Below are 13058 nucleotides of genomic sequence, written 5' to 3'. Positions count from 1 at the left end.
ATAAATTTATATAATTTAGGACCATACCGGGAGGACAACATGCCAGCGCAGATCGAAAGCTTCTACGACGCCGCCACCGGCACCGTCAGCCACGTGGTCTACGACCGGGCCGGCGGCCATGCCGCGGCGATAGACCCGGTGCTGGATTTCGACCCCAGGTCCGCCCGCACCTCGGGCCGCTCGGCCGACCGGCTGCTGGACTTCCTGCGCGGCCAGCGACTGACGCTGCAATGGATACTGGAAACCCATGCCCATGCCGACCATCTGTCGGCGGCGGCCTATCTGAAGCAGCGGGCCGGCGGCCGGATCGCCATCGGCGAGCGCATCACCCAGGTGCAGGACATTTTCCGCCAGGTGTTCAACCTGGAACCGGATTTCCGTAGCGACGGCTCGCAATTCGACCATCTATTCCGGGACGGCGAGACTTTCCGCATCGGCGAGTTGGAAGCCGAGGTGCTATGGGTGCCGGGCCATACCCCGGCGGACGTCGCCTACCGGATAGACGATGCGGTGTTCGTCGGCGACACGCTGTTCATGCCGGACGCCGGCACCGCCCGCTGCGACTTTCCCGGCGGCGACGCCGCCGCCCTGTATCGCTCGATCCGCCGGCTGCTGGCGCTGCCGGACCACACCCGGCTGCTGATGTGCCACGACTACCCGCCGGCCGGACGCGAGCCGGCCTGGTGCTCGACGGTGGCCGAGCAGCGCCGCGCCAATCTGCATGCGCATGACGGGGTGGAGGAGACCGATTTCGTGGCGATGCGCGAGGCGCGCGACGCGACGCTCTGCATGCCGCAACTGCTGCTGCCAGCGGTGCAGATCAATATCCGCGCCGGCCAGTTGCCGCCGGCCGAGGCCAACGGCGTGCGCTATCTGAAGCTGCCGCTGGACGCGCTGTAACGCGCGGCCGTCAACGGCGGGTTTGCGACTTGGCCAGGTCCAGCGCCTTGGCGCGGGCGCCGACGTCGCCCTGCACCGCCGCCTTGGCGTACCAGCGGATCGCGGCGGGAATGTCCCGCTTCACTCCCTCGCCATGCTCGTACATGCTGGCGATCAGGTACTGCGCGCCGACATCGCCCTGCTTGGCGGCCTCCTCGTACCAGTGGGCCGCCAGCCGGTCGTCCTGCGGCGCGCCGCGGCCGAGGAAATACTGGGTGCCCAGATCGATCTCGGCCGCCAGATAGCCCTGGCGCGCCGCCAGCTGGAACCAGCGAGTCGCCTCGGTAAGCGACTTGGGCACGCCGTCGCCGCGCTCCGCCAGCAAGCCCAGCGCGTATTGCGCCTGCGCCAGCTGCTCGTCGGCGGCGCGGCGCAGCCAGTACAACGCCTGCGTTTTGTCCACCGGCCCAGCCTCGCCGCGCCAGTCCATCATCGCCAGATCGAAGGCCGCCACCCGGTCGCCGCGCTCGGCCGCCTGCCAGAAGGCAATGCGGGCGGCGGACAAGCGCCCATCCTGGTATTCGCGCCAACCCGGCACTTTCGGCGCCGCCGCCAACGCGCCCAGGCTGAACAACAGCAACGCCGCAAACCGTTTCATCGCATTCTCCCCTGATTGCAGATTAGTCGGCGATGGCGGCGGCTTCTGATGGCGCGGACAAAATGATGTTGTGCTCCCGGCGCGGCCCGCGGCAGGCTACAATGTTTCGACTAGTTGCTATTGCCCCTGGAGTCCCCCAATGAGTTCCCCACTGGTTGATCCGCTGTGGTCGGCCATCCGCGATGAAACGCTGGTGGCGGTGAATGACGAACCGCTGCTGGCCAGTTTCCTGCACATGACCGTTTTGCGCCACGCCACGCTGGAAGACGTGCTGGCCTTCCATCTGTCCAGCAAGCTCGCCAGTCCGGTGATGGACCCGCGCGCGCTGCTGGAATTGTTCCGCGAGGCCTTCCAGGCCGATCCCGCCGTCAGCGCGGCGATGCGCGCCGACATCCGCGCCTGCTATGAGCGCGACCCGGCCTGCGACAGCTATTCCACGCCGCTGCTGTACTTCAAGGGCTTCCACGCCATCCAAAGCCAGCGCATCACCCACTGGCTGTGGCAGCAGAACCGCCGCACGCTGGCGCTATTCCTGCAGAACCGCATCTCCGAAGTGACCGGCGCCGACATTCATCCCGCGGCGCGCATAGGCGAAGGCGTGATGCTGGACCATGGCACCGGTCTGGTGGTGGGCGAAACCGCCGTGATAGGCAACAATGTCTCCATCCTGCACGGCGTGACGCTGGGCGGCTCCGGCAAGGAGCGCGGCGACCGCCATCCCAAAATAGGCGATGGCGTGATGCTGGGCGCCGGCTCGGCGGTGCTGGGCAATATCAGCGTCGGCGAATGCGCCAAGGTCGGCGCCGGCAGCGTGGTGCTGGAAGACGTGGCGGCGCATACCACGGTGGCAGGCGTGCCGGCGCGGGTGGTGGCGCAGGCTTGTCCCGGCACCCCGGCGCTGGACATGGACCAACGGGTGTAGCCCATGCCGACGGCTTGGCTCGCTGTAGTTTAGCGGCTACAATTCGCGCGCTGACGACCGCCCCGATATTGCCCGGCGGCGTCAGGTTCATCAGGAAAGCCACCCCATGAACGTCAAAGTTGTCGATTACCGCGCGCCGGATGCGGCGGAACGCTTCACCCGTTCGCTGCACGAGACCGGCTTCGGCGTGCTCACCAACCATCCGATTCCGCAAGACCTGGTGGAGAAGATCTACGCCGACTGGCTGCGCTTCTTCAACAGCGAAGAGAAGTTCGACTACGCCTTCTCGATGGAAAAGCAGGACGGCTGGTTCTCACCGGAAGTCTCCGAGACCGCCAAGGGCGCCAGCCTCAAGGACATCAAGGAATACTTCCACGTCTACCCGTGGGGCCGCGTGCCGCCGGCGCTCAAGGCCGACGCCGATCGCTACTATCAGGTGGCCAACCAGCTGGCGCGCGAGCTGCTGTCCTGGGTGCAGCAATACACCCCGGCCGCCATCGCCGCCAACTACCGCGAGCCGCTGTCGCACATGATCGAAGACAGCCAGCAGACGCTGCTGCGCGTGCTGCGCTACCCGCCGCTGACCGGCAAGGAGCCGGCCGGCTCCTTGCGCGCCGCCGCACATGGCGACATCAACCTGCTGACCATCCTGCCCGCGGCCAACGAGCCCGGCCTGCAGGTGCAGGACAAGAACGGCGACTGGATAGACGTGCCCTGTGATTTCGGCACTCTGGTGGTGAACATCGGCGACATGCTGCAGGAAGCGTCCGCCGGCTTCTATCCGTCCACCCAGCACCGCGTGGTCAACCCCAGCGGCGAGGGCGCGAAGAAGAGCCGGGTCTCGCTGCCGCTGTTCCTGCACCCGCGCCCGGAAGTGGTGCTGTCCGACCGCCACAGCGCCGGCAGCTACCTGGACGAGCGCCTGCGCGAGCTGGGCGTGAAGATGTAAGCCCACCGCCGCGAGAAAAGGCCGAAGCCCCGCTTCGGCTTTTTTTTCGGGCTGCGTCGGCAGGCTGCGCCAACTACGATGACAGTAGGACGCGGTCCTTGTCTTCCCGCCTTTACGGCGCCGCATCGGACTGCCCCGCTGGGCCGCGCATGCGGCCTGTCTGCAAGAGGGAATTTCATGCGCGGCATTCTTTCCGCTTTTCCGGCTGCCCCCAACTGGCTGGCCTGCGTCCTGGTGGCGGCGCTGTATTGCGCGTCGGCCTGGCTGGGCAGCCGTCTGCTGATGCTGGAGCTGGGAATGGACAGCGTGGTCTGGCCGCAGCCGGGCCTGGCGCTGGCGGCGATGCTGCTGCTGGGCCGGCGGATATGGCCCGGCGTGCTGCTGGGCGCGCTGCTGGCCGAGGGCTGGCAATGGTCCGCCCTGATCGACGGCCTGGGCTGGCTGCTGCCGGCCTGCGGCGTGGCGCTGGGCGTGCTGGCGCAGACACTGCTGGGCGCCTGGCTGGTGCGGCGCCATATTGGCCGCGGCAATCCGCTGGACAGTTTCAGCCACTGCCTGCTGTTTTTCGTCATCGTGGTGGCGATGACCCTGCTGGGCACGCTGATCGCCGTCGCCAGCCTCTATCTGTCCGGCCAGCTGCCGCAGAAGCAGCTGGTGGCGGAAGGCTGTCTGCGCTGGCTGAGCAGCGGTTGCGGCGTGCTGCTGTTCGGCAGCATGCTGCTGATTTTCCACCGCCACCGCTGGCCCAGGGTCGGCCGCGAAATCTGGTACGAGATGCTGGCCTATTTCGGCATGGTGACCCTGCTGACCGCCAGCATCTTCGTCTGGTGGCACCCGACGCTGGACACCACCTATCCGCTGGACATGCTGGTGCTGCCGCTGGTGGCCTGGGCGGCTTTCCGCTTCACCCCGCGCGAGGTGGTGCTGGCGCTGCTGCTGATCATGACGCTGGCGCTGTGGGGCACCCGCCACGGCGGCGGCCCCTATCTGGGCTACTCCGCCTACAGCACGCTGATCATCGTGCAGACCTATATCGGCATCCTGACCGTGGTATCGCTGTGCGTGGGGGCGCTGATGAGCGAGCAGCTGCGGATCAAGCAGGAGCTGGACCGCCAGCAGGAACTGCTGGAGCAGCAGGTGCGCATTCGCACGCTGGCGCTGGAGCAATCGCACGCCGAAGTGCTGGCCCTGTCGCGGGTGGACCCGGTGACCGGCATCGCCAACCGCCGCTGCTTCGAGGAAAGCCTGGACGGCGAATGGCGGCGCGCCCGCCGGTTGGGCGCGCCGCTGGGCATGCTGATGATAGATATCGACTACTTCAAGCTGTACAACGACCACTACGGCCACGTCAGCGGCGACTACTGCCTGCGCGAGGTGGCGCAGGCGATACGCAGCAGCGTGCGCCGGCCGCAGGACCTGGTGGCGCGCTACGGCGGCGAGGAAATCATCTGTCTGTTGCCGGACACCACCGAGGACGGAGTGGCCTGCGTCGGCGAGGCGGTGCTGGAAGCGGTGCGCGATCTGCAACTGCCCCACGTCGGCTCGGCGATCTCCGCCATCGTCACCATCAGCGTGGGCGGCGCCTCGGTGCTGCCGCGCGAGACGCCGGACAGCCGACAGCTGGTGGAAGCCGCCGACCGCCAGCTGTACCGCGCCAAGCAGCAGGGCCGCAACCGGATGGAAATCGCCGGCGACCAACCGGACCCGTCCACCGGCTGAGCCGGCCCCGGACGCTCAGCGCGTCTCCGCCGCCATCCGGCGGAAACGCTCCTCCAGCTGCCGCAGCACCTGCAGCGCGCTGTCCAGCTGCTGCGGCTCTATCCCCTCCAGCGCCTGGAGAAAAAAAGCCTGCCGCTGCGGCGCGGCCTCGCGCAGCAGCGCGTGGCCTGCGGCGCCCAGCGTCACCAGGGTCTGGCGGTTGTCGGCCGGATCGGTGCTGCGCGTCACCAGCTGCTCCGCCTCCAGCTGCTTCAACTGACGGGTGAGCGCGCCGGGGTCCATCTGCAGATGGCAGGCCAGCCGCTTCTGGCTGGCCGTTTCCAGCTCTTCTAGCGATTTCAGGATGCGCCAGCGCGGCAGCGCATGGCCCACCCGGCTTTCGAAGGCGCCGTACATGGCGCGGCTGCTGCGGCCCAGCTGTTGCAGCAGATTGGGCGTAGTGTCAGTCATGTTGCGGCTCCTGTGGCGAAACCGCGGAAGACAGCACCACCGCCGGCACCTTGCTCGCCAGCCACAACCCCAGCAACAGACCGCCGGCCACCAGCCACTGGCTGAAGTGGATGGCGTCCACCAGCAGCTGGCGGGTGCACGCCAGCAGCCGCTCCGGCCCTACGGCCGCCGCAGCGTGGCGGAACTGCGCCAGGCTGTCGGGATTGAGCAGGGTCTGCGGATCGGCCAGCCAGCGCAGCCAGGCTTGCGCATGCTGCGTGGCCAGCATGCCGGCCACGCCGTGCTGGAACTGGTGGCTGACCACCGCTCCCATCAGCGCGGTGCCCAGCATGCCGCCTATCATCCGCGTCGACTGCAGCATCGCGGTGGACACGCCCAGTTGCCGGCGCGGCGCCAGTTGCTGGACGAAGATAGTCAGATTGGGCATCAACAGGCCCAGGCCCAGGCCGCCCATCACCATATTGGCGATGATCAGCCAGTGAGCGGTCTCCGGTCCGGCCTGGCTCAGCAGCGCCGCCGTCAGCGCGAACATCAGCAGCCCCACGCTCAGCAAGCGGGTAGGGTGGCGCAGCCGCTGCACGATGCGGCCGTTGAGCATGCTGCCGATGGTGATGAACACTACCAGCGGCGTCACCAGGATGCCGGCGTGGTTGGGCGACAGGCCGAAACCGGCCTGGAACATCAAGGGTGCGTAGTACATCACCGCGAACATGCCGAAGCCCATCAGCAGCGACAGGCCGAACAGCGGCGCCAGGCCGCGGTGGCTGAGCATGCTGGGCGGCAGCAGAGGATTGGGACTGCGCTTTTCCCACCACACCAGGCCAACCAGCGCGGCCAGGCTCAGCGCGGCCAGCGCGCTCAGCAGCCACGGCGACTTGTGTTGCGGCAGCCACTCCACCGTCAACTGCAAGGAGCCGAGGAACAGCGCGATCAACGCCGCGCCCTGCCAGTCCAGCCGCGAGGGCGCGTGCGCCGCATGGCGGATCACCGGCAGAAAGCGCCAGACGAACCACAGGCTGACCACGCCCACCGGCAGGTTGACGAAGAACACCCAGCGCCAGCCCAGGTATTCGGTGAGGAAGCCACCCAGCGAGGGACCAATGGCGTTGGCCAGGCCGAAGGAAGCCGACAGCATCACCTGCCAGCGCAGCCGCTCGCGGGTGTGCGGGAACAGGTCGGGCACGCTGGCGAAGGTGGTCGCCACCAGCATGCCGCCGCCCACGCCCTGCAGCGCGCGCGCCAGCACCAGCTGCAGCATGTCCTGCGCCAGGCCGCACAGCATGGAGGCGGCGGTGAACAGCACGATGGCGGTCAGCACGAAGGGCTTGCGGCCATGGTCGTCGCCCAACTTGCCGAAGATGGGCACGGTGATCACCGAGGTGAGCAGGTAGGAGGTGCCGACCCAGGCGTAAAGCGAGAAGCCGCGCAGGTCGGCCACCACGGTCGGCATCGCGGTGCCGACCACGGTCTGGTCCAGCGCCACCATGATCAGGACGAAACACAGGCCCAGCATCGCCAGCAGGCGCTGGCGGAAATCCAGCCCGCTGGCCTGGCTGGAAGGATTGGAGGGAGCGTTCATGGTTGATGAGTCAATAGTTGCTATAGCAAGCATTTTGCCGGACAGCCGCCCCGGCTGTCCAAACCATGATGGTTAAGAAATGTGACGGCGCTTTAGTAGCCCTGCCGGGTCAGCCAGCTGGCTTCCTCGCTGAGAGCGACGGTGCCCACCAGCCAGTCGCGGAAGGCGCGCACCTTGGGCAGCTCCGCCAGTTCGTGCGGATACACCAGGTAGTAAGCCCATTCGGTTTCCAGCACGGTGTCGAACGGAATCACCAGCCGGCCGCTGTCCAGGTCCTGGGTCACCATCGAGGCCTGCGCCAGCGTCACGCCCATGCCGGCCACCGCCGCGTGCAGCGCGTACTCCAGCGCGTCGAAAGTGACGCCGCTTTCCGGATTGACGCCGGTCACGCCCGCCAGCTTCAGCCAGCGCTTCCAGGTGTTTTGGTCGCGCCAGGGATGCAGCAGGGTGTGGTGCTTGAGGTCGTGCGGTGTGTGCAGCGGATGCTTGCCGGCCAGCAGGCTGGGCGAGCATACCGGGATCAGCTTCTCGCGGCAGATGCATTCCAATCTGAGGTCGGCGGCAGCCTCGGGACTGGACAACCCCACCACCGCCAGGTCGTACTCGGCGCGGTTGAACGGCTTGTTGTGGATCAGCTGGGTCAGCAGGTGCAGCGTGTATTCGGGGTGGCGGGCCTGGAAATCGGCCAGGTTGGGCAGCACCCAGCGCATCGCCGGCGTCGGCGGCATCCGTACCCGGAGGTCGCTCTGGCGCAGCCGCAGCGCCTCGCTGGCCTCGTTCAGCAACTGGAAGGCTTCGCGCGCCGGCTTGAGCAGCGCCTCGCCCTCGGCGGTAAGGGCCAGGCCGCGGGCCTGGCGGGTGAAAAGCGTGGCGCCGTAGTACTCTTCCAGCGTCTGCACATGGCGGCTGATCGCCCCCTGGGTCAGGCTGAGCGCGGCGGCGGCGCGGGTAAACGACAGGTGTTCGGCGGCGACTACAAACACGCGCAGGGCATTCAGCGGAGGCAGCTTCATGCTGTTACATGCCTTTTCTTCATAGTTTTCATGAGATTAACTGCTTTGTGTAAAACCGCGCCGCCACGTATGCTGGGGCTGGTGTTGTCGCAAGCTGCGGCAACATGGCGACGGCAGCCGGTATGCATAGGACTCACGCCAACCATGCATAATGGTTGATTCTGGCACAGCTTTCGCCGCTCGGCATCCTTATTGTCTGACAGGATGCCTGCCTGCACTCTCGTATCGATTTGTTGTTGCCAGTCCACGTTGGCATGAGCGGGCTCCCTGGGGAGTCCGATTTTTTTGCCCGCGGCGGAAAACGGCAAGAAAAATGCCGCCGGCCAATCAGGCGGGCGGCATCGCGGCCGAAGCCGGCGCGGCTCAACAACCCTGGTTCAACGCCATTTCCAGGCTCTTCTGGTAATGCTGCTGCGACTGCTGCTCCTTGCCGGTGGCCTCGAACAGCCGCGCCAGTTCGGCGTGCGCGCACAAGGTCGGCTGGATCGAGACGCTGGCCTCCAGATAGTTCTGCGCCTTGCCCCACAGTTGCTGCGCCTGTGCCAGGCGGCCCAATGCCAGCAGCAGCCAGTGGTCGCGCGGCCGCTGCTTCAGCCAGCCTTCGGCGTTCTTCAGCAGCTCCAGCCGCTTTTCCACGCTCAAGTGGTTGGCCAGCTGGCCCAGCTCGCGCGCCAGCTCAGGCAATTCCATCTCGTCGCTGGCCAGCGCGCCGGCCAACAGCGTGGCGGCGTAGTCGTACTGCTGCAGCTTGATCAGATGCTTGACCACCTGCTGCAGCAATTGCGGGTTGCCGCGTTCGGCTTCCGGTATGCGGCGCAGCCAGTCGCGCACTTCGCGCTCGCCCAGCATGCCCGCCAGCTGTTGCTGATAGGCGGCCAGCCGGTAGCGGCGCGCCTGTTCCGGCTCCACCGCGTCAGCCTTCAGCAGTTTCTCGGTCAGGCCGAGGATGGCCTCCGGCTGTCTTTGCAGCAAGCGGACCTTCAACTCCAGCTTGAGCGCGTTGGTGAGGTTGGGCGACAAGGCGCGCGCGCGCTCGATCGCCGCCAGCGCGCCCAGCGCGTCCTTGTCCTCCAGCCGCAGCTCGGCGTCCAGCATATGGCGCGCCAGCTGCAGCCGCTCCGGCAATTGGTCCAGCTGGACGAGATATTCGTCGCGCTTGGAGCCGGCGCCTGCCGCGCCGGCGGAGCGGGCGGCGATCAGCAGCGCCAGCGCGCGGTTTTCCGGCGCGTATTCATCGCCAAGCGACTTGGCGGCTTCGCGCTCGGCCTTCTGGAAGCGACCCTCGAAGAAGGCGATGCCGGCCTCGCGCAGCGCGTGGCGCGCGGCCTTCAGCTTCTTCTGGCGCTGGAAGCGCTGCACCTGGCGCGGCAGATCGGTGGCCAGCGCGATCAGACGCAAGGTCAGGTGGGTGACGATGATCAGCGCGATCACCAGCACGATCATCAGGTTGAACGACACCTCCATCCGGTACGGCGGCAAAAACAGGATGGCATAGCCGGTATTCAGGGTGGAGGCCAGCCCCACCAGCACGGCCAGCGCGAACAGGCCGGTAATCCACAATGCGAATTTCACCGTTTACTCTCCGCTGTTGCCTTGGGCATCGCGCACCGCCTTCAGGCTGGCGGCCATGTCGGGCAGGCTGATGTCGAGCGGCGCGCCTTCCAGTTCGGATAGCGTCGCCAGCCACTGGGTGGTGGCGGCGGCGTCGCGGTCGAAATAGCGCTGCACGTAGCCGCGCGCGGCGGCGACGTCGGCGGCGTAGGTCTTGCCGTCGCGCTGCATCAGCGCCAAGCGGGCGTCGAGCAGGCGCATCTTCAGGTTTTCCCGCAGGAAGAAAGCCTGCTCGGGCGACAGCAGCAGCGCCTCGGGCTTGTCCATGCGGCGGATATGGATCAGCTCGCCCAAGCTGGCGCTGATCTCGGCGGAAAGGCGCTCCCACCACGGCGCGCCGGCCGGCAGCGCCGCCGGCTGGGCGGCATGGACGCCGCCCAGCCGGTGGGCATCCACCACCAGCGGCAGCGAGTCGACGCCCAGCATCAGCCGGTCGATCTTGACGGTGAGGCCGACGCTGTCCAGATACGGCAGCGCCTTCAGTTTTTCCAGATCGGTGGCCACCGCCTTCTTCACGCCTATCAGCTGCGGGCGGTCGAACTTGGCCAGCCGGGCGTCGACCATCTCCAGCGCCGACACCGCGGCGCCGACATTGCCGGCCAGCTGCAGCTGCTGGCTGGCGATGGCCAGCGTGTGCTCGATCTCGGACAGCAGCCAGTCGGTGCGGTTCTTGGTCAGTTCCTGGTACATGCCGTTGAGGGTGGCGTACTGGCCGGCGGCCTCGTTGACGCGGGCCTCCACCAGCGCCAGCTTGCCGTCGGTGGCGCGCGCGGCCAGCATCGCCTGCTCGGCGATGGCGCGCTGCTCCTTGCCGGCGCCGCTGCCTTCCGCCAGCCGGCGCGCCAGCTCTTGGCGCATCGAGTCCAGCTGCTGCTGGGTGGTGTAGAACTGCCAGCTTGCCAGGCCCAGCGCGGCGACGGCCAGCCACAGGGCCAGGCTGGGGCGTTTGCGGGCAGGGCGCGGCGGAGCCTGGACGGCTTCGTTGATCTGGGATTCGCTCATGGGTGACGACGGAACCATTCTTTGAGGCCGGCGACCAGTGCGGCATCGTCGGCTCGGGTTGTCACGATGCGTGTCGCGCCGAACGCGGCCAAGCGCTCGGCGATGCGCGGATGCGGCACGCAATATAGCAGGCATTGTAGCGTCCCCGCCCGACTCGGGCCAGCCAGTCGGAACAATTGCTCTACCATTTCGCCTGAGGTGAGGACGATGGCATCCGGCGGCGCGGCGTCGAAGGCGTGCCAGTCGGGCGCGCCGTCTACGCGGCGGTAGACCTCGGCCAACGCTACCTGCGCGCCGCGCTCGCTCAGCGTGTCGGCCAACAGCCCCCGGCCGCCGGCGCCGCGCACGATCAGCCAGTTCTGGCCCCGCACCTCGGACAGCTCCGGCAGCGCCAGCAGGGCTTCGCTGTCGCTGCCGTCGCGCGGATGCAGCACCGGCTGCCCGGCAAGCGCCTGCAGGCGGCGCGCGCTGGACGCGCCGACGCAAGCCAGGCGCTTGCCGGCCAGGCTTTGGCCCGACAAGGCCGGCCAGCCGGTATCGATGGCGCTGGGGCTGACCCAGAACAGCGTGTCCGCCTGCTGCGCCTGCCATGGCAGGGCGGCCAGCGCCGCCGGCTGCGGCATGATCTCCAGCAGCGGCAGATGCTCCGCCTGCCAGCCTTCGGCCCGCAGCTGCGACAGCAAGCCGGCGGCCTGGACCGGCGGACGGGCCACCATGACGCGCGTCACCGCGCCAGCGCCTGTTGCAGTTTCAGCACCGTGGCCCAATTGCGGGTGGTGACGCTGTCGCCCGTCCTCTGGTTGAAAGCCTGCAGCAGCTTGCTGTCCAGAATGCTGTCGGCGCTCCAGAAATAGGCGGCGTGGCTGCCCAGCGCCAGGCGCTCGGTGCCGGTCTGCCGCTCGGTCAGATCGTGGCAGGCCTGCAACGCCGCTGGCGCGGCGCTGAACGCCACCAGCAGACGGGAAGGGTTGCTGGCGATGTCGCGCAGCGGATTTCCCGCGATGATGGCCGGCAGGGCGTCGGCGCCCAGCGTGATCACCCGGGCGGAAAAACCGAAGCGGGCGGCGATGCCGGCTTCCAGATCGGCGGCCAGCGCGGCCGTCGATGCATAGCGGCACAGCAGATTGCCGCTGTTGAGCACGGTAACCGCGTCCTGGCCGCCCAGTTCCGCCGCCAGCTGGCGCAGATCGGCCATCGCGATGCGCTTGGCCTTGCCGACATTGATGCCGCGTATCAGTGCGATGCAGTGCTCCATGCCAGCCTCCCTTTATTGAATGGTCCTGTCCTCAGCGCGGTTCGGCCAGCACTGCGTCTATCAGCGGGCGGGCGCCGTCGTCGATCAGCTTCTTCGCCACCGCGCGGCCCAGCGCCTCGGCGTAGTCGGCCGGCGCGCTGGCGCTGGCGGTCAGCACCACCGAGCCGTCCGGATGCGCCACCAGGCCGCCCAGCGTCAACGTGCCTTCGCTCAAGGTGGCGAAGGCGCCCAGCGGCACCTGGCAGCTGCCGCCCAACTCCTTGGCCAGCGCGCGTTCGGCCATGGTACAGGCGCGGGTTTCGGCGTGGTTGAGCGGCGCGAGCAATGCCACTAGATCGGCGCGGCCCTCGCGGATTTCGATGCCTAGCGCGCCCTGTCCGGCGGCCGGCAGGCTTTCCGACGGCGCCAGTTCGCTCTTGATCCGTTCCGCCAGGCCCAGGCGCTTGAGGCCAGCGGCGGCCAGGATGACAGCGTCGAATTCGCCGTCGTCCAGCTTCTTCAGCCGGGTCTGCACATTGCCGCGCAGCGGCTTCACCACCAGCTGCGGGAAGCGGGCGCGCAGCTGCGCCTCGCGCCGCAGGCTGGAAGTGCCCACCACGCTGCCAGCCGGCAGTTCGGCCAGGCACTGGAAACGGTTGGATACGAAAGCGTCGCGCGGGTCTTCGCGCTCGCACACCGCCGCCAGCGCGAAGCCGTCCGGCAGCGTCATCGGCACGTCTTTGAGCGAATGCACCGCCAGATCGGCGCGGCCCTCGGCCAGCGCCACCTCCAGTTCCTTGACGAACAGGCCCTTGCCGCCGATCTTGGACAGCGTCTGGTCGAGGATCTGGTCGCCTTGGGTGGTCATGCCGAGGATTTCCACCGCGAGTTGCGGATACAGCGCTTGCAGGCGGGCCTGGATGTGTTCGGCCTGCCACATGGCCAGCCGGCTTTCGCGGCTGGCGATGACGATCTTGTCCATGAAACCGGGTCCCATCGGAAGGGGTGAAGTCAGGCGGCGATTCTACCACGCCGCCAGCAT

13 protein-coding genes are annotated in these 13058 nt (G+C 67.8%); 4 read left to right on the top strand and 9 right to left on the bottom strand.

Annotated features, from left to right (window positions below):
- The first annotated feature begins 39 nt into the window (after window positions 1-39).
- Complete coding sequence (locus tag BI344_RS04620; protein WP_071111747.1) at window positions 40-900, top strand: MBL fold metallo-hydrolase; 861 nt, start codon at window positions 40-42, stop codon at window positions 898-900.
- 10 nt (window positions 901-910) lie between these two features.
- Here the strand turns inward: BI344_RS04620 and BI344_RS04615 are convergent, their stop codons facing one another.
- The gene (locus tag BI344_RS04615; RefSeq protein ID WP_071111746.1) at window positions 911-1537 is read right to left on the bottom strand and encodes a tetratricopeptide repeat protein; all 627 of its coding nucleotides are present in this window, start codon (window positions 1535-1537) and stop codon (window positions 911-913) included.
- Between the two features lie 139 nt (window positions 1538-1676).
- On the opposite strand from BI344_RS04615, the gene cysE reads away from it, so the two are divergent.
- The 3 genes from cysE to BI344_RS04600 all read left to right on the top strand — a co-directional run bounded on the left by cysE (window position 1677) and on the right by BI344_RS04600 (window position 5127).
- Window positions 1677-2459 (top strand): serine O-acetyltransferase, encoded by a 783-nt coding sequence (cysE, locus tag BI344_RS04610; RefSeq protein WP_071111745.1) that lies wholly within the window; start codon window positions 1677-1679, stop codon window positions 2457-2459.
- 106 nt (window positions 2460-2565) lie between these two features.
- Window positions 2566-3408, top strand: a complete 843-nt coding sequence (locus BI344_RS04605) for an isopenicillin N synthase family dioxygenase (RefSeq protein ID WP_071111744.1) — start codon at window positions 2566-2568, stop codon at window positions 3406-3408.
- Between the two features lie 177 nt (window positions 3409-3585).
- On the top strand, window positions 3586-5127 hold the full coding sequence (locus tag BI344_RS04600) for a sensor domain-containing diguanylate cyclase (protein ID WP_071111743.1): 1542 nt from the start codon (window positions 3586-3588) through the stop codon (window positions 5125-5127).
- Between the two features lie 15 nt (window positions 5128-5142).
- Here the strand turns inward: BI344_RS04600 and BI344_RS04595 are convergent, their stop codons facing one another.
- The 8 genes from BI344_RS04595 to hemC form a co-directional block, all read right to left on the bottom strand.
- Window positions 5143-5577, bottom strand: a complete 435-nt coding sequence (locus BI344_RS04595) for a MarR family winged helix-turn-helix transcriptional regulator (RefSeq protein WP_071111742.1) — start codon at window positions 5575-5577, stop codon at window positions 5143-5145.
- Window positions 5570-7156 (bottom strand): MDR family MFS transporter, encoded by a 1587-nt coding sequence (locus tag BI344_RS04590; protein ID WP_071111741.1) that lies wholly within the window; start codon window positions 7154-7156, stop codon window positions 5570-5572. Before BI344_RS04590 ends, BI344_RS04595 begins: the two co-directional genes overlap by 8 nt.
- A 92-nt stretch (window positions 7157-7248) precedes the next feature.
- Complete coding sequence (gcvA, locus tag BI344_RS04585; RefSeq protein WP_071111740.1) at window positions 7249-8169, bottom strand: transcriptional regulator GcvA; 921 nt, start codon at window positions 8167-8169, stop codon at window positions 7249-7251.
- A 363-nt stretch (window positions 8170-8532) separates the two neighbouring features.
- Complete coding sequence (locus tag BI344_RS04580; protein ID WP_071111739.1) at window positions 8533-9741, bottom strand: heme biosynthesis protein HemY; 1209 nt, start codon at window positions 9739-9741, stop codon at window positions 8533-8535.
- Between the two features lie 3 nt (window positions 9742-9744).
- Window positions 9745-10782 (bottom strand): uroporphyrinogen-III C-methyltransferase, encoded by a 1038-nt coding sequence (locus tag BI344_RS04575; protein ID WP_071111738.1) that lies wholly within the window; start codon window positions 10780-10782, stop codon window positions 9745-9747.
- Window positions 10779-11510, bottom strand: a complete 732-nt coding sequence (locus BI344_RS04570; protein ID WP_083338605.1) for a uroporphyrinogen-III synthase — start codon at window positions 11508-11510, stop codon at window positions 10779-10781. Before BI344_RS04570 ends, BI344_RS04575 begins: the two co-directional genes overlap by 4 nt.
- Entirely contained in the window at window positions 11507-12037 is a 531-nt protein-coding gene (locus BI344_RS04565; RefSeq protein ID WP_071111736.1) for a DUF1697 domain-containing protein, read from the bottom strand. Before BI344_RS04565 ends, BI344_RS04570 begins: the two co-directional genes overlap by 4 nt.
- Before the next feature lie 31 nt (window positions 12038-12068).
- Window positions 12069-12998, bottom strand: a complete 930-nt coding sequence (gene hemC / locus BI344_RS04560) for a hydroxymethylbilane synthase (protein WP_071111735.1) — start codon at window positions 12996-12998, stop codon at window positions 12069-12071.
- Window positions 12999-13058 lie beyond the last annotated feature (60 nt).

It is taken from the genome of Chromobacterium sphagni, from assembly GCF_001855555.1.
GTDB classification, from domain to species: domain Bacteria; phylum Pseudomonadota; class Gammaproteobacteria; order Burkholderiales; family Chromobacteriaceae; genus Chromobacterium; species Chromobacterium sphagni.
The sequence above is the reverse complement of the archived record's forward strand: the minus strand, read 5'-3'. Positions and strand labels throughout refer to the sequence as shown.